24 protein-coding genes are annotated in these 22751 nt (G+C 70.8%); 16 read left to right on the top strand and 8 right to left on the bottom strand.

The annotated features are described in order from the left end of the window. Positions 1 to 30: 30 nt before the first annotated feature. Together HUJ41_RS08125 and HUJ41_RS08120 are read right to left on the bottom strand one after the other, a co-directional pair. Positions 31 to 486 (bottom strand): hypothetical protein, encoded by a 456-nt coding sequence (locus tag HUJ41_RS08125; protein WP_179872138.1) that lies wholly within the window; start codon positions 484 to 486, stop codon positions 31 to 33. Positions 487 to 565: 79 nt separating this feature from the next. After that, positions 566 to 1609 carry an App1 family protein phosphatidate phosphatase gene (locus HUJ41_RS08120; RefSeq protein WP_179872137.1) on the bottom strand — a complete coding sequence of 348 codons (1044 nt, stop codon included), beginning with the start codon at positions 1607 to 1609 and terminating at the stop codon, positions 566 to 568. Between the two features lie 113 nt (positions 1610 to 1722). Here HUJ41_RS08120 and HUJ41_RS08115 point away from each other — a divergent pair, with 113 nt between their 5' ends. The 5 genes from HUJ41_RS08115 to HUJ41_RS08095 all read left to right on the top strand — a co-directional run bounded on the left by HUJ41_RS08115 (position 1723) and on the right by HUJ41_RS08095 (position 5697). Continuing rightward, a complete protein-coding gene (locus HUJ41_RS08115; protein WP_179872136.1) occupies positions 1723 to 2364 on the top strand; it encodes a TetR/AcrR family transcriptional regulator in 642 nt (213 codons plus the stop codon). 170 nt (positions 2365 to 2534) lie between these two features. After that, positions 2535 to 3359 carry an ABC transporter ATP-binding protein gene (locus tag HUJ41_RS08110; RefSeq protein ID WP_179872135.1) on the top strand — a complete coding sequence of 275 codons (825 nt, stop codon included), beginning with the start codon at positions 2535 to 2537 and terminating at the stop codon, positions 3357 to 3359. Continuing rightward, positions 3356 to 4027: an ABC transporter permease gene (locus HUJ41_RS08105; RefSeq protein ID WP_179872134.1), complete on the top strand. Its 672-nt coding sequence runs from the start codon at positions 3356 to 3358 to the stop codon at positions 4025 to 4027. The genes HUJ41_RS08110 and HUJ41_RS08105 overlap by 4 nt, the downstream gene beginning before the upstream one ends. Then, complete coding sequence (locus tag HUJ41_RS08100) at positions 4024 to 4761, top strand: ABC transporter permease (protein WP_179872133.1); 738 nt, start codon at positions 4024 to 4026, stop codon at positions 4759 to 4761. The genes HUJ41_RS08105 and HUJ41_RS08100 overlap by 4 nt, the downstream gene beginning before the upstream one ends. Positions 4762 to 4776: 15 nt before the next feature. After that, entirely contained in the window at positions 4777 to 5697 is a 921-nt protein-coding gene (locus tag HUJ41_RS08095) for an ABC transporter substrate-binding protein (protein ID WP_179872132.1), read from the top strand. A 227-nt stretch (positions 5698 to 5924) separates the two neighbouring features. Here HUJ41_RS08095 and HUJ41_RS08090 read toward each other — a convergent pair whose 3' ends face one another. Beyond that, complete coding sequence (locus HUJ41_RS08090; protein ID WP_179872131.1) at positions 5925 to 6596, bottom strand: DedA family protein; 672 nt, start codon at positions 6594 to 6596, stop codon at positions 5925 to 5927. A gap of 139 nt (positions 6597 to 6735) precedes the next feature. Between HUJ41_RS08090 and HUJ41_RS08085 the strand changes: the two genes are divergently transcribed. The 4 genes from HUJ41_RS08085 to cydC are packed head-to-tail and all read left to right on the top strand — an operon-like array spanning position 6736 to position 12541. After that, positions 6736 to 8151, top strand: coding sequence for a cytochrome ubiquinol oxidase subunit I (locus tag HUJ41_RS08085; protein WP_179872130.1), 1416 nt, complete (start codon positions 6736 to 6738; stop codon positions 8149 to 8151). A gap of 33 nt (positions 8152 to 8184) precedes the next feature. After that, positions 8185 to 9201: a cytochrome d ubiquinol oxidase subunit II gene (gene cydB / locus HUJ41_RS08080; RefSeq protein WP_179872129.1), complete on the top strand. Its 1017-nt coding sequence runs from the start codon at positions 8185 to 8187 to the stop codon at positions 9199 to 9201. Continuing rightward, positions 9138 to 10856 (top strand): thiol reductant ABC exporter subunit CydD, encoded by a 1719-nt coding sequence (cydD, locus tag HUJ41_RS08075; protein ID WP_179872128.1) that lies wholly within the window; start codon positions 9138 to 9140, stop codon positions 10854 to 10856. Before cydB ends, cydD begins: the two co-directional genes overlap by 64 nt. Continuing rightward, a complete protein-coding gene (gene cydC / locus HUJ41_RS08070; RefSeq protein ID WP_179872127.1) occupies positions 10853 to 12541 on the top strand; it encodes a thiol reductant ABC exporter subunit CydC in 1689 nt (562 codons plus the stop codon). The genes cydD and cydC overlap by 4 nt, the downstream gene beginning before the upstream one ends. A gap of 36 nt (positions 12542 to 12577) precedes the next feature. On the opposite strand, the gene HUJ41_RS08065 is transcribed toward cydC, so the two are convergent. Then, positions 12578 to 13045 carry a nucleoside deaminase gene (locus tag HUJ41_RS08065; RefSeq protein WP_179872126.1) on the bottom strand — a complete coding sequence of 156 codons (468 nt, stop codon included), beginning with the start codon at positions 13043 to 13045 and terminating at the stop codon, positions 12578 to 12580. Between the two features lie 200 nt (positions 13046 to 13245). Between HUJ41_RS08065 and HUJ41_RS08060 the strand changes: the two genes are divergently transcribed. Then, complete coding sequence (locus tag HUJ41_RS08060; protein ID WP_179873938.1) at positions 13246 to 14676, top strand: aspartate ammonia-lyase; 1431 nt, start codon at positions 13246 to 13248, stop codon at positions 14674 to 14676. A gap of 15 nt (positions 14677 to 14691) precedes the next feature. Here HUJ41_RS08060 and HUJ41_RS08055 read toward each other — a convergent pair whose 3' ends face one another. Both HUJ41_RS08055 and HUJ41_RS08050 read right to left on the bottom strand, forming a co-directional pair. Next, entirely contained in the window at positions 14692 to 14856 is a 165-nt protein-coding gene (locus HUJ41_RS08055; protein WP_179872125.1) for a hypothetical protein, read from the bottom strand. Between the two features lie 92 nt (positions 14857 to 14948). Continuing rightward, complete coding sequence (locus HUJ41_RS08050; RefSeq protein ID WP_179872124.1) at positions 14949 to 16421, bottom strand: AlkA N-terminal domain-containing protein; 1473 nt, start codon at positions 16419 to 16421, stop codon at positions 14949 to 14951. Positions 16422 to 16517: 96 nt separating this feature from the next. Here HUJ41_RS08050 and HUJ41_RS08045 point away from each other — a divergent pair, with 96 nt between their 5' ends. Continuing rightward, on the top strand, positions 16518 to 17768 hold the full coding sequence (locus HUJ41_RS08045) for a PrsW family intramembrane metalloprotease (RefSeq protein WP_179872123.1): 1251 nt from the start codon (positions 16518 to 16520) through the stop codon (positions 17766 to 17768). On the opposite strand, the gene HUJ41_RS08040 is transcribed toward HUJ41_RS08045, so the two are convergent. Together HUJ41_RS08040 and HUJ41_RS12660 are read right to left on the bottom strand one after the other, a co-directional pair. Next, complete coding sequence (locus HUJ41_RS08040) at positions 17769 to 18506, bottom strand: hypothetical protein (protein WP_218925592.1); 738 nt, start codon at positions 18504 to 18506, stop codon at positions 17769 to 17771. It lies immediately after the preceding gene. 9 nt (positions 18507 to 18515) lie between these two features. Continuing rightward, positions 18516 to 18827, bottom strand: coding sequence for a hypothetical protein (locus HUJ41_RS12660; protein ID WP_218925591.1), 312 nt, complete (start codon positions 18825 to 18827; stop codon positions 18516 to 18518). A 219-nt stretch (positions 18828 to 19046) separates the two neighbouring features. Between HUJ41_RS12660 and HUJ41_RS08035 the strand changes: the two genes are divergently transcribed. The 5 genes from HUJ41_RS08035 to HUJ41_RS08015 all read left to right on the top strand — a co-directional run bounded on the left by HUJ41_RS08035 (position 19047) and on the right by HUJ41_RS08015 (position 22745). Then, positions 19047 to 19733: a zinc ribbon domain-containing protein gene (locus HUJ41_RS08035; RefSeq protein ID WP_179872122.1), complete on the top strand. Its 687-nt coding sequence runs from the start codon at positions 19047 to 19049 to the stop codon at positions 19731 to 19733. A gap of 153 nt (positions 19734 to 19886) precedes the next feature. Beyond that, positions 19887 to 20741, top strand: coding sequence for a DUF4397 domain-containing protein (locus HUJ41_RS08030; RefSeq protein WP_179872121.1), 855 nt, complete (start codon positions 19887 to 19889; stop codon positions 20739 to 20741). 15 nt (positions 20742 to 20756) lie between these two features. Continuing rightward, positions 20757 to 21392 (top strand): class F sortase, encoded by a 636-nt coding sequence (locus HUJ41_RS08025; RefSeq protein ID WP_179872120.1) that lies wholly within the window; start codon positions 20757 to 20759, stop codon positions 21390 to 21392. Then, a complete protein-coding gene (locus HUJ41_RS08020; RefSeq protein WP_224744412.1) occupies positions 21389 to 22027 on the top strand; it encodes an RNA polymerase sigma factor in 639 nt (212 codons plus the stop codon). The genes HUJ41_RS08025 and HUJ41_RS08020 overlap by 4 nt, the downstream gene beginning before the upstream one ends. Further along, the gene (locus HUJ41_RS08015; protein ID WP_179872119.1) at positions 22014 to 22745 is read left to right on the top strand and encodes an anti-sigma factor; all 732 of its coding nucleotides are present in this window, start codon (positions 22014 to 22016) and stop codon (positions 22743 to 22745) included. The genes HUJ41_RS08020 and HUJ41_RS08015 overlap by 14 nt, the downstream gene beginning before the upstream one ends. Positions 22746 to 22751: the final 6 nt, after the last annotated feature.

The raw sequence follows: 22751 nt of genomic DNA, 5'->3' as shown, positions 1-22751 counted from the left end.
GCAGACCTCGCATGAGAGGACTCTCATGCGTCAGCGCCGGGCGCCGGCCGCGCGCACGAGGGCCTCGCGCTCGGCCCCGAGGCGGCGCAGATCGTGCGCCGCGCTCACCCGGAGCACCGTCGTGCCGTCGGCGCGCGAGGTCGTGGCACTCACGAGAAGCACGCGTGCGCGCAGGCTCTCCCGCAGAGCGGCGCTCGCCGCCGATGCGAGCACGAGCGGCACGCGCGCGGTGCCGTCGTCGAGAATCGCTGCGGCGTCGTCGACGGTCGCCTCGCACCGCCCCGCGACGACGACCTCCCGCCCGGAGGGAGCCTCGGCAGCAGCGGCGAGCGCGATCGCCTCGACCTCGTCCAGCAGCGCACGATAGGGGTCGAGCTCGTCTGCCGCATCCGGGTCGGGCAGAACCGGCGCAGGCGGAAAGTCGGCCTCGCTCGCGAACAGCACAGGATGCTCGGGGCTCGCCCTGCGCGTCAGGCGCTGCACCATGGCCGCCCTCCTCACCTCGTCACCCTGCCGCCGTCGAACGTGTGTTCGATAGTAGCGCGTGCCTCACGGTGGGAGGTGCTCAGCGGTAGCGGCGCAGAATCCCGACCTCGGCGAGCTTCTTCGCGAGCCCGGCGCCGTCGGGCGCCCACACCCACGGCGCCGCGCCGTCGGGCGCATCGATGTGTCGGCGCCCGCCGGCGAGCACGGCCTCGGGCGTGGAGAGCTGCCGGATAGCGACGGCGGCGACGTTCTCGGGATGCGATTCGGCGAAGGCTCGGTAGAGCTCCTCGTCGTGCTGCCCGTCATCGCCGATGAGGACCCAGCTCACGGCGGGGAACTCCCGCGCGAGCCGCTCGAGGCTCTCGCGCTTGTGGTCCCGTCCGCTGCGGAAGAGCCGGTCGTGGGTCGGCCCCCAGTCCGTCAGCAGCAGGGTGCCGCGCGGGTAGAGGTGCCGGCCCATGAACCGGTCGAGCGTGGGGGCGACGTTCCACGCTCCCGTGGAGAGGTACACGACGGGGCAGCCCGCGTGCTCCTGCGTGATGCGCTCGAGCAGCACGGCCATGCCCGGCACGGGTCGACGCGCGTGCTCGTCGAGCACGAACGTGTTCCACGCCGCGAGGAAGGGCCGGGGGAGTGCCGTGACCATGACGGTGTCGTCGATGTCGGAGAGCACCCCGAGCCGAGCATCCGGATTCACGACGTAGATGTTCGCGGATACCGGTTCGGATCCCTCGGTCTCGAGCGTGATGCTGCGCAGCCCCGGGGCGAGGCTCACGGGGATCTCCGCGTCGACGACGCCGCCGCGATCGGCGTGCACCGTGATCTCCTGGCCGTCGGCGCGCACGGTCACGGCCGCGTCCGCGACCGGGATGCTCACGAAGCTGCGCCAGCCGCGGATTGACTTCTTCGCCGCCTTCGAGGAGGTCTGCGGCTTCGTGAGGAGCACGCGGCACAGCACGCGGATCCATCCGTCGTTGCCGTAGCCGCTGTACGGGATGACCGTGGGCACGAGCCCGCGCTTGCGGGCGCGCCGCTCGCGGAAGCGGTGGAATCGGTCTTCGAGGCCCGAGGCCCAGGTCGCCCACCGGGAGGGCGCGGAGGGGTCCGGCGTCTCATCCGTCACCGGTCCAGTCTGTCAGAGCCCCTGAGTCCAAACGCGACGCACCCTGGGAGCTATGTGCGTTCTGCTCAGGTGGAGCGCTACTGTGGGCATCGGTCGAGCGAAAGGACCCCATCGTGTCGAACTCAGATACCTACACTCTGCACCCCGGCGCTTCGGCGCTGATCCGCAACGAGCCCGTGCAGGCTCGCAGCACCGCGCGACTCGCCACCCTGCTCGACTCCGCGGCCGCGGTGATCGACGAGATCGGCTACGAGAAGCTCACGACGGCCATGGTCGCCGAGCGCGCGGGTGCCTCCATCGGCACCGTCTACCGCTACTTCCCCGACCGCATCGCCGTGCTGCAGTCCCTCGCCTCGCGCAACCTCGAGCGGCTCATGGTGCGCGTCTCGGAGGAGCTCTCCCGTGCCGAGCACGCCTCTGCTCAGGATGCCCTGCTCGCCGTCGTCGACATCATGGTCGAGCTGTTCCGCACCGAGCCGGGGTTCCGCTCGCTGCGCGCGGGTGACGTGCTCGATCTGCTCCCGCCGACCACGGAGGAGCCTGCCTCGGTCGTCGTGACCACCGCGGTGGGCGACGCCCTCGTCGAGCGGTTCGGCGTGGCGGACACCCTCGAGGTGCGCCTCGCTGTCGGTTCGGCCGTCGAGGTCGCCGATGCTCTCGTCGCTCGCGCCTTCGCGCGGTCGTCGACGGGCGACGAGGCTCTGCTCGCGGAGGCGCGGCGCTCAGTCGCAGCGGTCGTCGCCGGTCGGCTCTGAGTCCAGGGGGCGCTCGCCGCGCCGCAGGGGAACTGCGCGTTGGCTGAACGTTGGCTGGGCGGTACTGCGTAACAGCCGAGAATGGGCGGCCCGGGTTGTGTCGTCGTCGGAGCAACCTGCTTGACTGAACGGGCGCTGAATGGCGTGCGCGCTGCCGTGAGGAGACCCGCATGATCGAGTTCCGCTCCATCTCGAAGACGTTCCCCGACGGCACGACCGCGGTGGAGGACTTCAGCCTCGTGCTCCCCTCCCACCAGACGACCGTGTTCGTCGGCTCGAGCGGCTGCGGCAAGACGACTCTCTTGCGCATGATCAACCGCATGGTCGACGCCTCGAGCGGCGAGCTCGAGATCGACGGCGAGAACATCTCCACGATCGAACCGGTCAAGCTGCGCCGCCGCATCGGCTACGTCATGCAGAACTCGGGGCTGCTGCCGCACCGTCGCGTGATCGACAACATCGCGACCGTGCCGCGCCTCAATGGCGTGCCCAAGAAGGAGGCGCACGCGCGCGCCCTCGAGCTCATGGACACCGTGGGGCTCGACCGCAGCATGGCCGAGCGCTACCCCGCGCAGCTCTCGGGCGGCCAGCAGCAGCGCGTCGGCGTCGCGCGCGGCCTCGCCGTCGACCCCAACATCCTCCTCATGGACGAGCCCTTCGGCGCGGTGGACCCGATCGTGCGCGCCGACCTGCAGCAGGAGCTGCTGCGCCTGCAGCGCGAGCTCGACAAGACTGTCGTCTTCGTCACCCACGACATCGACGAGGCGTTCCTGCTCGGCGACCAGGTCGTCATCCTCGAGAAGGGCGCCCGCATCGCGCAGAAGGGCTCGCCCGAGGAGATTCTCGCCAACCCCGCGAGCGACTTCGTCGCGAGCTTCATCGGCGCCGACCGCGGCAAGCGCTCGTTGAGCATCCGCGAGGTGGACGGTTCGAGCATCCTCGTCGATGGCGACGGCAACGTCGCTGGCGCGCTCACGGAGGAGGGCCCGGCGTGACCTGGGTGTGGGAGAACCTCGACCTCATCGGCCGCCTCTCGCTCGAGCACCTGCGCTTGAGCGCCATCCCGATCCTGCTCGGTTTCGTGCTCGCCCTGCCGCTGGGCTGGGTCGCCTACCGCTATCGCCTGACGCGCGGCATCGTGCTCACCGTCGTGGGGCTTCTGTACACGATCCCCTCGCTCGCGCTCTTCGTCGCACTGCCGCCGCTGCTCGGCATCCGCTACACGAGCGAGCTCAACGTCATCATCGCGCTCACCATCTACGCGGTCGCCATCATGGCGCGATCGATCGCGGATGCCCTGGGCAGCGTCGATCGCGACATCAAGCAGGCCGCGACCGCCGTCGGCTACTCGCCCTGGCGGCGGTTCTGGGCGGTCGAGTTCCCCCTCGCCGGCCCCGTCGTGCTCGCGGGAGTGCGCGTCGTCGCCGTGAGCACGGTGAGCCTGCTCACGATCGGCGTCGTCATCGGCATCGACACGCTCGGCTACCTCTTCACGAACGGCTACCAGAGGGGCATCCTCGCCTCGGTGCTCGCGGGCGTCGTCGTGACCGTGCTCATCGCGCTCCTCATCGACCGCATCCTCGTCGCCCTCGGGCGGGTGCTCATGCCGTGGACGCGCTCGACCGTTCGGGCGCCCTCGGGGCAGCAGGGAGCGGCCTCGTGAACCTCTTCCTCGACGCCTTCGCCTGGATCCTCGACCCCGCCAACTGGGAGGGCCGCGGCTCGATACCGCAGCGCATCGGCGAGCAGCTCTACTTCACGTTCGCGGCGATGGCCGTCGCCTCGGCGATCGCCGTGCCCCTCGGCTGGCTCATCGGCCACACCGGGCGCGGGCGCGACATCGCCGTCGCCATCACCGGCGCCGCGCGCGCACTGCCGTCGTTCGGCCTGCTGTTCCTGTTCGTCATGATCGCGGGCGTGCTCAACCGAGAGCCCTCGACGATCTTCGTTCTCGTGCTCCTCGCGATTCCGCCAATTCTCGCGGGGGCGTACTCCGGTCTCGAGGTCATCGACCGTCGCGTGATCGATGCCGCGCGGGCGATGGGCATGACGGAGTGGCAGATCCTTTGGAAGGTCGAGGTGCCGCTCGGCCTCCCGCTCCTCATCGGCGGGTTGCGCAGTGCGACTCTTCAGGTCGTCGCGACCGTCGTGCTCGTCGCCTTCGTGGGGCTCGGCGGTCTCGGGTACGAGATCGTGCAGGGCATCGCTCTGCGCAGCTACGACCAGATGCTCGGCAGCGCGATCCTCATCATCGTGCTCGCCCTCCTGCTCGATGCGATCTTCGCGATCCTCGAGCGCTTCGCGGTGCCGCGCGGTGTGCGCGCCGGCCGCATCCCAGACGTTCGCACGGCGTCATCCGGACGCCGCGCGACGGCGGAGGCTTCCGCCACCACCTAGGAAAGAGAGTGTGTGATGTTCACAGCAAGGAACAAGGGCCGGTTCGCGCTCGGCGCGACCGTGGTCGGGGTGTCATTGGCCCTGGCAGGGTGTGCAACGGGCGACCCGCTGGAGGAGCCGGACACGGGCTCTGACGGTGACATGTCGAGCGAGACGATCACCGTCGGTTCGCAGGCGTACTACTCGAACGAGATCATCGCCGAGATCTACGCGCAGGCACTGGAGGAGGCCGGCTTCGATGTCGACCGCAACTTCCAGATCGGTCAGCGCGACGCGTACATTCCCGCGATCGAGGCCGGCGAGGTCGACCTCTTCCCCGAGTACACGGGCAACCTGCTGCAGTTCTACAGCCCCGACACGACGGCGACGCAGTCGGATGACGTCTACGCCGAGCTGCAGGATGCCCTTCCCGAGGGCCTGCAGGTGCTCGACCAGTCCTCGGCGAGCGACCAGGACTCCTACAACGTGACCGCCGACTTCGCCGAGGCCAACGGTCTCAGCTCCATCGGCGACCTCGCGGGCGTCGACGGGCTCGTGCTCGGCGGCTTCCCCGAGCTCGAGGAGCGCCCCTACGGCCCGACCGGCCTGCAGGAGGTCTACGGCGTGACCGTCGAGTTCGAGGCGACGGGTGACACGACCGTGCCCGCGCTGCTCGACGGCCTCGTGAACGTGGCCAACGTCTTCAGCGCCGACCCGCGCATCGGCGAGAACGATCTCGTGACGCTCGACGACCCCGAGGGCCTCTTCCTGGCCTCGAACGTCGTGCCGCTCGCCTCGGCCGACCTCCCTGCGGAGGCCGTCGAGGTCATCAACGAGATCAGCGCCGCGCTCACTGCGGAGGGCCTCGTGGCTCTCAACGTGCAGAGCACCGTCGACGAGGACTCCTCGGCCGTCATCGCGACGCAGTGGCTCACCGAGAACGGGTTCCTCGGCTAGACGAGACCCAGCATCCCGCATCGACAGGGGCGGGCGCCTACGGGCGTCCGCCCCTTTCGCGTGTGCGCCGCGGCGTCCGCGCCTGTCGTGTGCGCCGTTGCGCCCGCGGGCCTACCGGCCCCGCCCGCCCACCCCACTCACGCCGTTTGTGACAAGTGGGACGAAACGTTCGGCGTGACGTGTCACGAACGGCGTGACTCGCGTCGCGGCCAGCCCTCGCGCGGCGATCAGTCCTCGCGGGTGGTCGCGTCGCCGTCGCCCGCCCGGTCGGCGAAGCGCGCGACGTAGCGGTCGAGCAGCCGCTTGACCGCGTAGACGAGCAGCCAGAAGCCGAGGATCGCGGCGACGAAGAAGTAGGCGGCCGAGCTCAGCTGGCCCGAGAGGGAGCGGTAACCCTCCGCAGCGGCCGACCCCACCGACACGTAGGCGAACGACCAGATGACGCAGGCGGGTGCGAGCCACAGCATGAAGGTGCGGTAGCGCAGCGCGCTCATGCCGACGACGAGGGGCGTGAGCGAGTGCAGCACGGGCAGGAACCGCGAGATGAAGACGGCGATGCCGCCGCGATGGTCGAGGAAGTTCTCGGCACGGCGCCAGTTCTTCTCGCCGATGCGTGCGCCGAGCCGTGAGGCGCGCAGCCGGGGGCCGAAGAAGCGGCCGATCGCGAACCCGACCGAGGCGCCCCCGAGCGCTCCGACGATCGCGATCGTGACGAGCGAGAAGTAGCCGAGCGGGGAGTCGACGGCGGTGCTCGCGACGAGCACGACCGTGTCACCCGGCACGACGAGGCCGACGAGCACGCTCGTCTCCAGGAAGATGAACAGGCCAGCGAGGAGCGTGCGCAGAACGGGGTCGACGGCCTGGACGTAGCCGAGCAGGTCGTCGAGCAATTCGTTCACGATCGCGAGCCTATCGAGGCGCCCCGGTGGTGCGCTGAGCACGGGCCGCGCAGTCGGGACCTTCGGCCCTTACCTGCCCGCGAGGGTGGCTCGTACTGTCGAATCGTCCCCCTCACTCGCTCTTGGAAGGTCGCCCCTCGTGCTCGAATGGCTCGACCCGCTGCTGCTGGCGCGCTGGCAGTTCGGTCTCACGACCCTGTACCACTTCCTCTTCGTTCCGCTCACGATCGGCATGGTCGTGCTCGTCGCCATCATGCAGACGGCGTGGGTGCGGACGGGCAATCTCAAGTACCTGCACCTGACCCGCCTGTTCGGCAAGATCTTCCTCATCAACTTCGCGATGGGGGTCGTGACGGGCATCGTGCAGGAGTTCCAGTTCGGCATGAACTGGAGCGACTACTCGCGCTTCGTCGGCGACGTCTTCGGGGCACCGCTCGCGATGGAGGGGCTGCTCGCCTTCTTCCTCGAGGCCACGATGATCGGTCTGTGGATCTTCGGCTGGGACAAGCTGCCCGCCAGGCTCCACCTGGCGACGATCTGGCTGCTCGCGATCTCCACGACCCTCTCGGCGTACTTCATCCTGGCGGCCAACGCGTTCATGCAGAACCCGGTCGGGTTCGCGATCAACGAAGAGCGCGGTCGCGCTGAGCTCACCGACATCGTCGCGGTGCTCACCAACCCCGTCGCGCTCGCGCAGTTCCCGCACACGATCTTCGCCGCGACGATGTTCGCCGCGGTCGTCATGGTCGCCGTCGCGGCCTTCCACCTCTCGCGAGGTCAGTACATCGACGAGATGCGCACGGCACTGAGGTTCGGCCTCATCACCAACATCGTGTGCTTCGCCGGCGTCGCTCTCACGGGCGATCAGCTGAGCCTCATCATGGTCGAGACGCAGCCCATGAAGATGGCCGCGGCCGAGGCGCTCTACACGACGACGGCGGGGGCATCCTTCTCGATCTTCACGTGGGGGACGCCCGACGGCTCGAGCGAGCTCTTCTCGATCCGCATCCCGTACGTGCTCTCGTTCCTCTCGACGCACGACTTCATGGGAACGGTCGAGGGCATCAACGACCTGCAAGCGCAGTACCAGTCGGAGTTCGGCCCCGGCGACTACACGCCCATCATCTGGGTCACCTACTGGAGCTTCCGCTGGATGATCGGCCTCGGGGCCCTCGCAGCGCTCATCTCGGTCGTCGGCCTCTGGCTGACCCGTGGCGGCCGCACCCCGGCGGGCTGGGCCTGGAAGGTCGCCATCTGGTCGGCGCCGCTGCCGCTCGTGGCGAGCCTCGTCGGGTGGATCTTCACCGAGATGGGCCGGCAGCCGTGGATCGTGTTCGGTCTCATGAAGACCGAGGACGGCGTCTCACCGGGTGTGACGGGCTTCGAGGTGCTGCTCTCCCTCGTCGCGTTCACTCTCATCTACGGAGCGCTCGCGGTGGTCGAGTTCAAGCTCATCGTCAAGGCCGCCGTCGAGGGCCCGAAGGACTGGGAGAAGTACGACGCCGAAGAGGATGGCGGCACGGTCGACCCCCGCTCCCTCGCGACCGTCTACTAGCCCGTCGTCTCGTATACCTAGTCAGGACACATCATGGATCTCGCACTCCTCTGGTTCGGCATCGTCGGATTCCTCTTCATCGGCTACTTCGTGCTCGACGGCTTCGACTTCGGCGTCGGCATGTCGATGCCTTTCCTCGCGAAGGACGACACCGACAAGCGCCTGCTCATCAACACGATCGGCCCCGTCTGGGATCTCAACGAGACGTGGCTCATCGTGGCAGGTGCCTCGCTCTTCGCCGCCTTCCCGTACTGGTACGCGACGCTCTTCGACGGCTTCTACCTCGCACTGCTGCTCATCCTGCTCGCGCTCATCGCTCGCGGGGTGTCGTTCGAGTACCGCCGTCTGGGCAAGTCGCCCCGGTGGAAGGCCTGGTTCGACGGGATGATCGTGGTCGGCTCCGCGGTTCCCGCGCTGCTGTGGGGCGTCGCGTTCGCCAACATCGTGCAGGGCGTGGCGATCGACGAGTCCGGCACCTACACGGGCTCGCTGTTCGACCTGCTCAACGTCTACGCGATCCTCGGCGGCCTCACGACGCTGCTGCTGTTCTTCACGCACGGTGTGCAGTTCGTGGCACTCAAGACGGAGGGCGAGATGCGCGAGCGGGCCCGCGCCCTCGCGAAGCGCTCGGGGCTGCTCACGATCGTCGTGGCCGCGGCCTTCCTCGTGTGGACCGCCGTGCAGCACCTGGATGTCGCGCACCTGCCCCTCATCCTCGCCCTCGCCGGTGGGGCCGCCGTCGCCCTCATCGGGTCCTGGCTCGCCAACGCGGGTGGGCGCGAGCGCTGGGCCTTCGGTCTCATGGCGACGACGATCGCCCTCGCCGTGGGCACGATCCTCGCGGCGATGTACCCGAACGTCATGCCGTCGACGACCGACCCCGCCTTCAGCCTCACGATCGAGAACGCGTCGAGCTCGACGTATACCCTGCAGATCATGACCTGGCTGGCGCTGTTCGCGATGCCGCTCGTGCTCGCGTACCAGGGTTGGACGTACTGGGTGTTCCGCAAGCGGCTCACCCGCGATCTGATTCCGGCGGACGCGCACTGAAGCCGCTCGACCCGCGACTGCTGCGCACGGCGACGGCGGCCCGATCGCTCCTCGTGATCGGGTCGGCCGTCGCGGTCGTGCACACGGCGAGCATCATCGCGTTCAGCTGGTTCCTCGCCCACAGCATCGCCGGCCTCATCGCGGGGGAGTCCCTCGAGCAGCTCGCCGTGCCCGTCCTCGCGACGGCGGTCAGCATCCTCGCCCGCGCGGGCACGCAGGCTCTCCTCGACGGGCTCGCCGTGCGTGGGGCAGCAGTCGTCAAGAGCCAGCTGCGCCGTCGCGTTCTGGCGGGGCTCGACCGCGGAGGTTCGGCGCTGCTCGGCACGACCTCGAGTGCGCGCCTCGCCACCCTCATCGGCCAGGGCCTCGACGCGCTCGACGGCTACGTCGGTCGCTACCTGCCGCAGCTCATCCTCACCGCGGTCGCCACGCCCCTCGTCGTGCTCGCCCTGCTCACCGCCGATCTCGCCACGGGCATCGCGGTCATCCTGACGCTGCCGCTCATCCCGCTCTTCATGATCCTCATCGGTCTCGCCACGCAGGCGATGCAGCGGCGGCAGTGGGAGGCGCTCGGCACGCTCTCGCAGGGCTTCCTCGAGGTGGTGCGCGGGCTCTCGACTCTCATGATCTTCGGGCGCCAGCACCGCCAGACGCCGCGCATCGAGGCCGTCACCGAGCAGTACCGCCAGCGCACGATGCGCGTGCTGAGGCTCTCGTTCCTCTCCGGCTTCGCTCTGGAGCTCGCCGCGAGCCTCTCGGTCGCCGTCGTCGCCGTGTCCATCGGCGTGCGCCTCATCGACGGAGACATCGCCTTCGCTCTCGGTCTCTTCGTGCTCGTCCTGGTGCCCGAGGCGTACCTGCCGTTGCGCCAGGTGGGCGCGCAGTACCACGCGGCCGCGGAGGGCATCGCCGCCGCGGATGATGTGCTCGCGCTTCTCGAGCAGGCCGACGAGGCGCCTGCGGAGGGCGTCCAGGCGCCCCTCGCGGCTCCGCTCGCGCGCGCCGAGGATGCACCAGCGCTCGGGCTGCGCGACCTCACCGTGCGCCGCGGCGATCGTGTCGTCGTCGAGCGGCTCTCGGCGAGCTGGCGGGCCGGGCAGGTCGTCGCGATCACGGGGCCCAGCGGCACCGGCAAGACGTCGCTCCTCCTCGCGATCCTGGGGTTGCACGAGGCCGAGGGCGCGGTGGTCGTGACCGGCGAGCGTCTCGAGCCCGCGCAGCGGGCAGCCCGCATCGCCTGGTCGCCGCAATCCGCCGAGCTCACCGAAGGCACTCTCGACGAGGTCGTCGCGCTCGGCGCAGCGAGCGTCGATCCTGCCGCGGTCGACGCGGCTCTGCAGTGGGCGCGGGTGCAGGACCTGCCGCGCGACACCGTGCTGGGCCCCGCGGGTGACGGGCTGTCGGGAGGGCAGGCGCAGCGACTCGCGCTCGCGCGGGCCGTCTACCGCGCACGAGAGCGCGACTGCCGGATCGTCATTCTCGATGAGCCGACGTCGGCGCTCGACAGCGCGACGGAGGGCGCCGTGCTCGCGAGCGTGCGCGAGCTCGCCGACGAGGGCCGACTCGTGCTCGTCGTCTCCCACCGTCGCTCGGTCGTCGTTGCGGCCGATGTGCACCTCGACCTGCAGCCCGTGGCGGCGGAGGTGCGGGCATGAGCGTGACAGTTCGCGAGGGTGCGCGCGCGACCCGCGACCGCCGCCGGCCCGTGCTGCGCGCCGCGATGCCCGCGCGGGCGAGCCTGCTCGCCGCGCTCGCGCTCGGAGTGCTCGCCGCGGGTTCCGCGGTCGCCCTGCTCGCGACCTCGTCGTGGCTCATCGCGCGCGCCGCCGAGCAGCCGCCCATCCTCTTCCTCGGCTTCGCGATCGTGGGCGTACGCGCCTTCGCGCTCGGCCGCGCGGTGTTCCGCTATCTCGAGCGCACCGTGGCGCACGACGGCGCCTTCCGATCGCTCGCGTCGTTGCGGGTCGCGATCTTCCGGCGGCTGCTGCCACTCGCCCCCGACGGGGTGCGCGGCGTGCGGCGCGGTGACCTGCTCACCACGCTCGTGCGCGACGTCGACACCCTGCAAGATCTGCCGCTGCGCGTCGCGCAGCCGCTCGTGAGCGGCGGCGTCGTGGCCGGGCTCGCCGTCGTGGGGGTCGTGTGGCTCTCGCCCGTGGCGGCGGCCGTGCTCGCGCTCGGCCTCGTGGTGACGATCGCCGCCGCGCTCGGCATACTGCACCTGCTGAGCCGTGCCGCTGACGCCCGCATCGCACCGTTGCGCGCGCGCCTCGCGGACGCCGTGCTCGAGTACGTCACGCGCTGGGAGGTGCTGAACGCCTTCGGTGCTGCCGAGGAGCGACGGGCGAGCATCCTGTTCCTCGATGGCGCGCTGCGGCGCGCGCAGACGCGTCAGTCGGCCGCCGCGGGGAGCGTCGCCGCGCTCTTCACGCTCGGCGCGGGGGCCACGGCGCTCGCCACCCTCGTCTCGGTGGAGCCCGTGCTAAGCGGCGGAGCCCTCAGCGGGCCGCAGTTCGCGCTGCTCGTGCTCGTGCCGCTCGCCGTGCTCGAGGTGGCGGCGGCACTTCCCCTCGCCATGACCGCGTGGTGGCGCGTGCGAGCGAGCGCCGACCGCATCGTCGCCGCCGTGCCCGAGATCGTGCCGAGCGAGATTCCGCGCGCGCCCGCCGAGCCCGCCGCGCCGCCGCTGACGGCCACGCCGCTCACCCTGCGCGCCGTGACGGCGCGCTGGCCGGGGCAGTCCGCCCCTGCGATGGCACCACTCGACCTCGAGCTCGGGCCCGGCGACCGCGTCGTCGTCGAAGGGCCGAGCGGAGCCGGCAAGTCGACGCTCGCGCACGTGCTCGTGCGGTTCCTCGACCACGAGGGCGAGTACCTCCTGGGCGGCGTCGACGTGCGCAGACTCGACCCGGACGAGGTGCGCCGCCACGTCGTGCTGTGCGAGCAGGCGCCGCACCTGTTCGACACGAGCATCCGCCAGAACCTGCTCTTCGCCCGCGACACGGCGAGCGATGACGAACTGCTCGACGTGCTCGACCGGGTCGGCCTCGGCGACTGGTGCCGCGAGCGCGGCGGGCTCGACGCCGCGGTCGGCGAGCGCGGCAGGCTCGTCTCCGGCGGTGAGGCCCAGCGCATCGCTCTCGCTCGCGCGCTGCTCTCGTCGGCTCCGGTGCTCGTCGTCGACGAGCCGACCGCGAACGTCGACCCCGCGCTGGCTGAGTCGCTGCTGCTCGAGCTCGTGAGCGCGATCGGCGACGACCGCGCGGTCGTCATCATCTCGCACACCCCCGTGCCCGATCGGCTCGTGACCCGGCGCGTGCGCGTCACCGCCACGCGCTAGTCATCCGCTCCGCGCGCTGCGCTCGGTACGGCGCGCTCAGTACTCGGTGCGCTCCGCGAACCGCGCCCAGGCCTCGAACGGCGCGAGCCGCTCGGGGGAGGCCTCGTGCCGCAGCACGGTCGGCCACTCGCCGCCGGGCTGCTCGAAGAGAGCGTAGAACGCGGAGTCGTCGAAGCCCGCGGCGGCGGCATCGTGCCGGTCGGCGGCGAAGACGACCGTGTCGAGTCGGGCCCACAGGGCGGCGGCGCCGCACATGGGGCACGGTTCGCACGAGCTGTAGAGCGTGCATCCGCTCAGATCGAAGGTGCCCAGGCGTGCCGAGGCCGCCCGGATCGCGACCACCTCGGCGTGCGCGGTCGGGTCGTTGTCGAGCGTCACGCGGTTGACGCCGTCGACCATGCTGCCGTCGGGCAGCACGATGACGGCCCCGAAGGGGCCCCCACCGGCGGCGACGTTGCGCGCGGCGAGGTCGAGGGCGCGGGCGAGGGGATCAGTTGTCGGCACGTCGCAGACTGTAGCAAGCCCGCGGGGTGTCGCCAGGGTCTAGAGTGAGGCTCGCCACCGCACTGTTCCCCGATCTGCAAGGAAGAGGCAGTCATTCCATGGTGCGCACAACCGGCCCCGGCCCCAGCTTCATGACGAGCGACAACGGAGAGCCCGTCTACCGACCCGGGCTGGACGAGGACGAGGATGCTCCGCGCGAGATGCGCGTCGAGCACGACTCTCTCGGCGAGATGCCGATTCCCGCTGACGCGTACTGGGGCATCCACACTGCCCGGGCTCTCACGAACTTCCCCATCACGCGCCGAGCGCTCTCCAACCACCCCAACCTCGTCATCGCCCTCGCGATGGTCAAGCAGGCGGCGGCGCGCGCGAACAAGGAGCTCGGTGTTCTGAGGCCCGAGCGCGCCGACCTCATCGACCAGGTGTGCCAGGAGATCATCGAGGGCGACCTCCACGACCAGTTCGTGCTCGGCGTGCTGCAGGGCGGGGCGGGCACGAGCACCAACATGTGCGCGAACGAGATCATCGCCAACCGGTGCCTCGAGCTCATGGGGCTGCCGAAGGGCGACTACGACAGCTTCCACCCGATCGACCACGTCAACCGCAGCCAGTCGACGAACGACGTCTACCCGACGGCGATCAAGCTCGCCATGGTGTTCAGCCTGCGCAGCCTGCTCGACGAGCACCGGCTGCTCATCGAGTCCTTCACGGCCAAGGGGCAGGAGTTCGCCTCGATCCTCAAGGTCGGCCGCACGCAGCTCCAGGACGCCGTGCCCATGACCCTGGGGCAGGAGTTCCGGGGCTTCGCGACGACCCTCGGCGAAGATCAGGAGCGGCTCGGCGAGATCATCCCCTGGCTCAACGAGATCAACATGGGTGCCACGGCCATCGGCACGGGCATCACGGCCGACCCGCGCTACGCCGAGTCGGTTCGGCGTCACCTGAGCGAGATCAGCGGCTACACGATGGTCACGGCGCCGGACCTCATCGAGGCCACGAGCGACACGGGCGTCTTCATGACCGTGTCGGGCACGCTCAAGCGCGCCGCGGTGAAGCTCTCGAAGATCTGCAACGACCTGCGCCTGCTCTCGAGCGGGCCCCAGGCGGGCTTCGGTGAGATCTCGCTGCCGCACCGCCAGGCGGGCTCGTCGATCATGCCGGGCAAGGTCAACCCGGTCATCCCCGAGGTCGTCAACCAGGTCGCGTTCTCGATCATCGGCGCCGACGCGACCGTGACCGCGGCGGCGGAGGGCGGGCAGCTGCAGCTCAACGCCTTCGAGCCGGTCATCGCCTCGAGCATCCTGCAGTCGCTCGCCTGGATGACGAACGCGTGCCGCACGCTGCGTCTCAACTGCGTGGACGGCATCACGGCGAACAAGGAGAGGCTCTCGAGCATGGTCGAGTCGAGCGTCGGGGTCGTCACCGCTCTCACGCCGTACATCGGCTACCAGCGCTCGGCGGCACTCGCGTACGAGGCGCTCAGCTCCGACGTGCCGGTGCGGCAGCTCGTCATCGAGCGCGGGCTCATGACCGAGGCCGAGATCGCGAAGGTCCTGTCGCCCGAACGGCTCAGCGGCGTCGTGCCGGCGACGGGCGCGATCGCGCTGCCCATGGTGCCTCCCGAAGACTGAGGCGCGGCGGTCCGCTCAGGCCGGCCGGTCGTCCTCGTCGACCGGCCGCTCGTCTGGCTCGACCTCCGGGCGCTCGACGCGCTCGTCCGGATCGATCGTCGGCGGCGGCAGAGTCTCCTCGCTCGCGTCGAGATCGACCTCGCGCTCGTCGTCGCTGTTCGGCTCGTACTCGCGGTCCATGCTGTCCTCCCGCTCGGGTGGGGTGCTCCTCGAGACGCCGGGGCCGGCGTGCGCACCATTGTGCTCGGCCCTCGCGCCGCGCGCCACCCGACCTACCGGGCGCGCCACAGGTGCAGCGTCGCGTAGCTGCGCCAGGGGGCCCAGCGCTCGCCGAGCGCCGCGGCCTCGCTCGGCGTGGCCGCGAGCCCGCGTCGGCGCAGCGCGGCGAGCAGCACGAGATCGCTCGCGAGCAGGATGTCCGGCGCGCCCAGCACGCGCATGGTCACGTAGTCGGCCGTCCACGGCCCGATGCCGGGCTGCGCGAGCAGCCGTGCGCGCAGCTCGCTCGCGGAGAGCCCGACGTCGAGCACGAGATCGCCCGTCGTGAGCGCCTGGCTCACGGCGATGACCGACCGCACGCGCGGTGCTGGGCCGCGCAGCACGTGGGCGCCGTGCTCGGCGAGCTGCGCGGCCGTCGGGAAGGGCAGCAGTGCGCCATCGGCGGCGGGATGGCCGTCGAGCGCGGCGACCTCGGCGGCGATCCGCCCGAGCACCGTGCGCGCGGCGGCGAGGGAGATCTGCTGGCCGACCATCGTGCGCAGCAGGGTCTCGGCAGGGTCGAGCCCTCCCGGGAGACGGATGCCCGGCACGGCGGCGACGAGGGGCGCGAGCAGGGCATCCCGAGCCAGAGACTCGTCGATCGCGGTCGCGTCGGCGTCCAGATCGAACCAGCGGCGCACGCGCGCGGTGAGCGGCCCGACATCCTGGAGCGAAGCGAGCGTCGCCGTGCAGCGCACGCCGGGGCGCTCGACGTCGAGACGCACGTGCACGTGGGCGAGACCGCCGGGCAGGCGCACCCAGCGCTCGATGCCGTCGTCGGTGACCCGCTCGACCCCCGGCACCGCGTGGTCGGCGAGGTAGCTCAGAGCACCAGTGCCGTCGAAGGGTGCGCGAGCGGCGAGGCGCAGCGTGACGGTCGTGCCGGTGCCGTCACCCGCCTCTGTCGCGGGGCGGGACTCCCGGCGTGCGAGGGAGCGCAGCGCGCTCGGGGTCAGGTCGTAGACCTCCCGCACGGTGTCGTTGAACTGCCGGATGCTGCGGAACCCGCTCGCGAACGCCACCTGGGCGGCGGGCAGATCGGTGCCGGCGAGCAGCGTGCGGGCCGTCTCGGCGCGGTGCGCGCGGGCGAGAGCGAGCGGGCCGGCGCCGAGCTCCGCCGTCATGACGCGCGTGAGATGGCGCGGGCTGTAGCCGAGGTGCGCGGCGAGGCCTGGGACGCCATCACGCTCGATCACGCCGTCGAGGATGAGCCGCATCGCGCGCCCCACGAGATCGTCGCGCAGGTTCCACTGCGGGTTGCCGGGGGTCGCGTCGGGCTGGCAGCGCTTGCAGGCCCGCAGACCGGCCTCGTGCGCAGCGGCCGCCGTCGGGTAGAAGCGCACGTTGTGCTCACGAGGCGTCATCGCGGGGCAGCTGGGCCGGCAGTAGATTCCCGTCGAGTGCACACCGGCGATGAACTGCCCGTCGAATCGTGCGTCGCGCGCGGCGAGAACTCGATAGCAGCGGTCGTGGTCGAGGGAGGGCACGGTGCCAGCGTGGCAGGTGCGCTGGCCGCGCACCAGCGGGAATCGGACACGACTGTCGACCGGTCGAGAGTCATGTGCACGGCTACAGTGGCGCACATGACCGAGTCTCGTCGACTGCCCGACTACACCGCGACCGGGCAGGGGCGAGCGCCCGCCCCCGAGGTCTCGCGCGCACCCGAGTCGGTGCGAACGGAGGCGGCGAGCGTCGCGCAGCCCGGCTTCGCCGTCGCCCCGCGGCGTACGAATCCGTTCCTGGTCGTGCTCGCTGTTCTCGGGTTCATCGCACTCGCTCTCGTGCTGCTGGTCGTGCTCGCCTACCTGATCATCGCGCTCGGCACAGCGGGCGCGGTCGTCGGCGGTCTGCTCGCGCTCGTGCCGCTCGCCATCGTCCTGCTCGGCATCCGGTGGATCGACCGTTGGGAGCCGGAGCCGCGCACTGCGCTCGCCTTCGCCTTCCTGTGGGGCGCGGGAGCCAGCGTGCTCATCGCTCTCGCCGTCGACGCAGAGATTCAGAACGCGGTCGCGGCGGTCGGCGGCCCCGGGCCCGGCTTCGACTTCTTCGGCGCCGCCGTGCAGGCACCCATCGTCGAGGAGGTCGGCAAGGGCCTCGGCGTGCTCATCCTCTTCTGGGCGGTGCGGCGGCACTTCGACGGGCCTGTCGACGGCATCGTGTACGCGGCGTGCGTGGGCGGCGGGTTCGCCTTCACCGAGAACATCCTCTACTTCGGGCAGTCGCTCCTCGACGGCTCGACCGCGATGACCGTGGAGACCTTCGTCGTGCGCGGGCTCATGTCACCGTTCGCGCACGTCATGTTCTCAGCGTGCCTCGGTGCCGCCCTCGGCGTCGCCGCACGGCGCACGGGCGCGTTCGGGGTGCTCGGGTACTTCGTGCTCGGCCTCATCCCGGCCGTGCTCCTGCACGCCTTCTGGAACGGCGCCCTGTTCTTCGTCGGCGACTTCTACGGCTACTACCTCCTCGTGCAGGTGCCGCTCTTCCTCATCGGGGTCGGCATCGTCGTCATGCTGCGCGGGCAGGAGAAGCGGCTCACCGAGGAGCGGCTCGCCGAGTACGCCGCGGTCGGTTGGCTGCACCCGCAGGAGGTGGCGATGATCGCGAGCTCCGCGGGGCGTCGGCAGGCGAAGGCGTGGGCGCAGCGGCATGGGGTGGCGGCGCTCATGGCGGCGTTCATCCGCGACGCGACGCGCTTGGCCTACGCGCGGCAGCGCATCCTCGGCGACCGCGATGCGATCGGGGCTCGAGCCGATGAAGCGGCGCTCCTCGCAGCTCTCGCGCGCTCGCGCCACGCGCTGCGCGAGGGCGGCACGGCGCCGACTCGCGGGGCCTGATCATCCGCCGAGCAGACCGCCGAAGAACGAGAAGCCCCAGAGCGCGGCGACGATCACGCCGATGATGACCGTCGCGAGGGGAACACCCGCGCGCAGGCGGCGCCCCGGTCGGGCCACAACATTGAGCGCGAAGTCGCCCACGCGCTCGTCGCGGTAGCGGTCCGTCTGCGAGAGCGTCTTGCGGCCGACCGTGTCGACGATGCGCAGCAGGCGCTGGTAGGTGTGCGCGTCGGCGAGGGGGAAAGGTCGCGCCGCGTAGACGAACAGCCAGCGATCGACGATCTCCACGTCGTAGGGCGCCGCCTCGTCGATGAGGAACGCCATGAGGTCGGGCGTGAAGACGTAGAGCGCATCGCGCTCGTACTCGCGCGGGCAGTACAGCGTGAAGGAGCGATCGAAGTCCCCCTCGAGCGACAGCACCTGGTCGCGGCGGAAGCTCGTGGGCAGGTTGCTCGCGCCGAACATCCCGTTGTTGGCCCGGGAGTCCAGAAGCATGTGGGGCAGCGCCCGGTCGAGATGCAGGGCCAGGAATCCCCAGTGGTGCGTCGTGCTGTTCTTGCCGCTGCCCGTCACGTAGCGGTAGTTGCCGAAGTCGAGGAAGCGGCCGTCGGCCGTGCGGAAGTGGTCGCTCTCGCGACGGGAGCGCCCCTGATCGAAGATCGCGCCCGGATAGTTCGGCGCCGGGCTCGCCATCTCGTAGACGAGCCCGTTCGCCTCGGCGAAGCGGTGCATGCGCAAGCGCTGCTCCTACTGCGGCGCGGCGCCGCGCACGAGACGCCAGGCGGCGATGCCGACACCGCCCAGGATGATGAGGGGTACGGCCAGCCCGGCCACGCCGACGGGGTCTCCCGAGAGCACGCTGCCGATCGAGAGTGCGAGGAACGGGCCGATGACGCCCGCCGTCACGATCACCACTACACCGATCACGACAACCCGCAGGACGGTCTGGATGACCGCCGCGCTCTGGTCGCGCTCGGCGAGGGTGCGTCGACGGTAGTCCTGCACCTCGTGCCGCTCTACCGGGGTGAAGAGCGGCAGGTAGTCGATCGTGCGATCCATGCGCTCATGCTGGCACGGCGAGACCGCGGTTAACAGACTCGCCGCCCAGTGGCGGGGCGATGCCTCCGGCGCGCCTGGGCGGCGAGTTGATCTACGCATCATCGTCCCCCTCTTGGGGACGGTCGTCAAGGGGCAGTGCGTTGCTAGCCTGACCGACAGGGAGCATCGCATGCTCGGGAGCGCCGACACCGGGTCGACACGGGGGAGCAGGGGGCAGGCATGGATACGTGCATCGCCTGCGCGAGCCCCCTGCGCGACGGCGCGCGGTTCTGCACGCGTTGCGGCACGGCTGTCGCCCCGCGCCCCGAGATCGAGTTCGTCGAGGATGCGCCCCCTCCTCCCGTGCTCGAGGTTGCGGCGGCGCCGAGCATGCCGGCGAGCCCTGCCGCCCCGGCGAGTGCTGCGCCGCCCGCGAGCCCCGTCACTGCCGCGAGCCCTGTCACTGCCGCGAGCCCTGCCGCGCCGGCGCCCGCCGTCTCCTCGCTCGCGGCACGCGAGACGGCGATTCCCGCGCGCATACCGGCTCCCGTGCCCGCTGCCGCCCCCCTCAGCCGGGCAGCCGTCGGCTCGCTCCTCGCGGGCGTGGCGCCGCTCCTCGTCTCCGTCGGGGGCAATGCGCTCGCCTCCCGGTTCGGCGTCCAGGCGGTGGAGGCGATCAACGCGGGGCGGCCCGAGGGCGCGTGGGCGCCGTTCCTCACCACGCTGACCCTGCTCTTCCTCGCCAACGCCGTGCTGCTCGCGCTGTGCGGTGTGCTCGGGCGTCGTGGTCTGCGTCAGACCCGGAGCGGTGCAATGACGGGTCGCCCCTTCGCGGTCGCGGGTCTCGCGACGGGAGCCGTGAACCTCGTGCTGTGGATCGTGGGTCTGGGCGTCACCCTCGTGCGGTACTCCGCGATCCTCACCTGAGCGCGCGATCCTCACCTGAGCGCACGTTCTCAGCGGGTTGCCAGGTTGAAGCGCATCCGTTCGGGGTCCTCCTGGGGAAGTGATGAGTGAAGGCACTTCCGCCGACAGCCTCGCCGGGTCGTTCCGGCGCGAGGCACAGATCAAGGAGGAACCATGCGCAATCGAATTCTCGCTGGCCTGGGTGCAGCCACCCTCGCCACCGTCGGCCTTGCGGCCCCGGCGAACGCCGTGACCGATGACACGGCCGACGTGTACATCGTCCACGCCTTCCCGGGCGCGACGGTCGACATCACCATCGCCTCGGGCGCCATCACGCTCGACGACGTCGGCCCCGGCGTCGCGGCAGGCCCCGGTCTCGCGAGCCCCAACGTGGGCGTCGACGCCCTCGGCGGCCTCGCACCGGGCGACTACAACGTCGTGATCACGAACACCGCCGACGACTCGGAGCTGTTCAACGACGACCTCACCCTCGCCGCCGGCACGTCGTACACCGTTGTGGCGCACCCGACCGAGCCTGCCGGTGACTTCACCGTGTCGGTCTTCGAGAACCAGCTGACGACGAGCGAGGCCGGCAACGGTCTCATCACCGTCCGCCACACGGCAAACGTCGGCGCGGTGAACATCTTCTCCGACGGCACCGAGCTCGCCGGCCCGCTCGCGAACCCCGACGAGGCTGTCCTCGACGTCGCCGCAGCCACCTACCCGGCTGTCACCGCTGGCCCCGAGGGTGCGACCGACGCTATCGATCTCGGTGACGTCGTCCTCCCTGCCGGCACGAACATCCTCGTGCACGCCTTCGGACCCGACAGCGACGCCTTCTCGGCCGTCGTGTTCACCATCGGTGGTCTCACGACCCCCGACGGCGTTCCCGCCGGTAACGCGGGTCTCGTCGACGAGGGCGCCGGTGCCGGCTTCGGCTGGGCCGCTGGTGGAGCCGCGCTCCTCCTGATGGTCCTCGTCGCCGCGGGCATCCTCGTGCGTCGCCAGACCGTGTCGGCCCAGCGCTAAGGAGCTGTGCCGACCATGAGCCGAAGCAGGGGGCTGGCCCAGACGATCGGGTTCACCATGGCCAGCCTTCTGCTTCTCTCCGGATGCTCCGCTCTCGGATCCTCAGAAGTCCGGGAGCGGGGCGTCTCCGCGCGCGAGACCACGATCGTGCTCACCGACGTCGAGACCGTGTCCACCCTGGAGCTCCTGCAGCAGAAGACGACTCCGCCGGCGCGAGTGCGGATGCCCGACCTCGGCATCGACATGCGCGTTGAGGCCCACGGCATCGAGAGCGATGGCACCATGTCGCTCCCCGACAGTCCGTTCGTCGCCGGGTGGTACGCCTACGGGTCCGCACCCGACAGCCGCATGGGCGCGACCGTGATTGCGGCGCACGTCGACTCCCTGCCCGAGGGAGTCGGGCCGTTCGCAGGTCTCCGCGAGTCCCGAGAGGGAATGGCAATCTCGGTGACGGACGATGCCGGCACGGTCCACGATTACCGCGTCGTCTCGGTCGAGCGCATCGACAAGGACGAGGTTCCCCTCGACCGCGTGTTCACCGCGACGGGCGATCCGCACCTGGTGCTCGTCACCTGCGGCGGCGAGTACGACTGGCGGGGGGCGGGGCAGTACCTCGACAACTACATCGTGACGGCGGAGCGGGTCTCATGACAGCCGCGCAGGCTACGATGGCCCGCACGAGCGAGCCGGCCCCGACCCGGCAGGACGACCAGAGGCGGTACACCGCGGTGACGACGACGGACGAGGCCGCAGTCGAACTCGCCCGACGCTTCGCGGCCGGCGATGAGAAGGCGCTCGCCGAGATGTACTCGCGCTGGGCATCCCTCGTGTACTCGCTCGGGGTGCGGTCGCTCGGCGACGCGACGGATGCCGAGGACGTCACGCAGAAGGTCTTCGTGGCCGCGTGGCAGGGGCGGCATCGCTACGACCCCGATCGTTCGGCCCTCGGGGCCTGGCTCGTCGGCATCACGCGGCACACGATCGCCGACATGCACGCGTCACGAGGCCGGGAGCGCACCATCACGGCCGAGGTCACCGCCATCACGCGCGAGGAGGTCGCACCGGCGTCGGACGACGACCTCGCCGACCGTCTCCTCATCGCGGACGAGATGGCGAAGCTCGAACCGACGGCGCGAGCCGTCGTGCATCTGGCGTTCTTCGACGATCTGACCCACACGCAGATCGCCGAACGGCTGCAGATGCCGATCGGAACGGTGAAATCGCACATCAGACGCAGTCTGGTGAGACTGAGAGGACGACTGGAGGTGAGCCATGAGGCATCTTGACCCGGAGACCGCGGCCCTGCTCGCGCTCGGCGAGCAGTCCACGAGCGCGTCCGAGCGCGCCCACCTAGAGGCGTGCGCCGCGTGCCGCCACGAGGTCGCCGAGCTCCAGGAGACCGTCACGGTGGCTCGCTCGTCCCTCGGTGAGGCAGAGCTGCAGGAGCCGCCCGCGCGTGTGTGGCAGGGCATCCAGCGCGAACTGGGCCTGTCTGCCGAGGTCGCTCCCTCTGCGTCGCCGCCCGTGCTGTCGCTCGCCGATGCGCGCGAGCGCCGCTCGTCGCGCGCACGCCGCGTCGTCGCCCCACTCATCGGCGTCGCCGCGGCCGCCGCGCTCATCGTCGGTGCCGTGCTCACCTGGAACGCCGCGTCACCGCGCCTCGGCGAGCAGCTGCTCGCGAGCGCTGAGCTCGAGGCCCTGCCCCAGTGGACCGATTCGACGGGGTCGGCCGAGCTCGCGCAGACCGCGTCGGGGGAGCGCGTTCTGCGTGTCTCCCTCGAGACCAGCGCGACAGGCGACGGGGTGCGCGAGGTCTGGTTGCTCACGGAAGCGGTCGACGGGCTCATCAGCCTCGGGCTCCTCGAAGGCAGTGAGGGCGAGTTCGTCGTACCCGACTCGGTCGATCTCGAGCGCTTCTCGATCGTCGACGTCAGCCTGGAGCCGCTCGACGGCGACCCGACGCACTCGGGCGATTCGATCGTGCGCGGCCCTCTCGGCGCCTGACGGTCG

The organism is Microcella indica, assembly GCF_013414345.1.
Lineage (GTDB): Bacteria > Actinomycetota > Actinomycetes > Actinomycetales > Microbacteriaceae > Microcella > Microcella indica.
The sequence above is the reverse complement of the archived record's forward strand: the minus strand, read 5'-3'. Positions and strand labels throughout refer to the sequence as shown.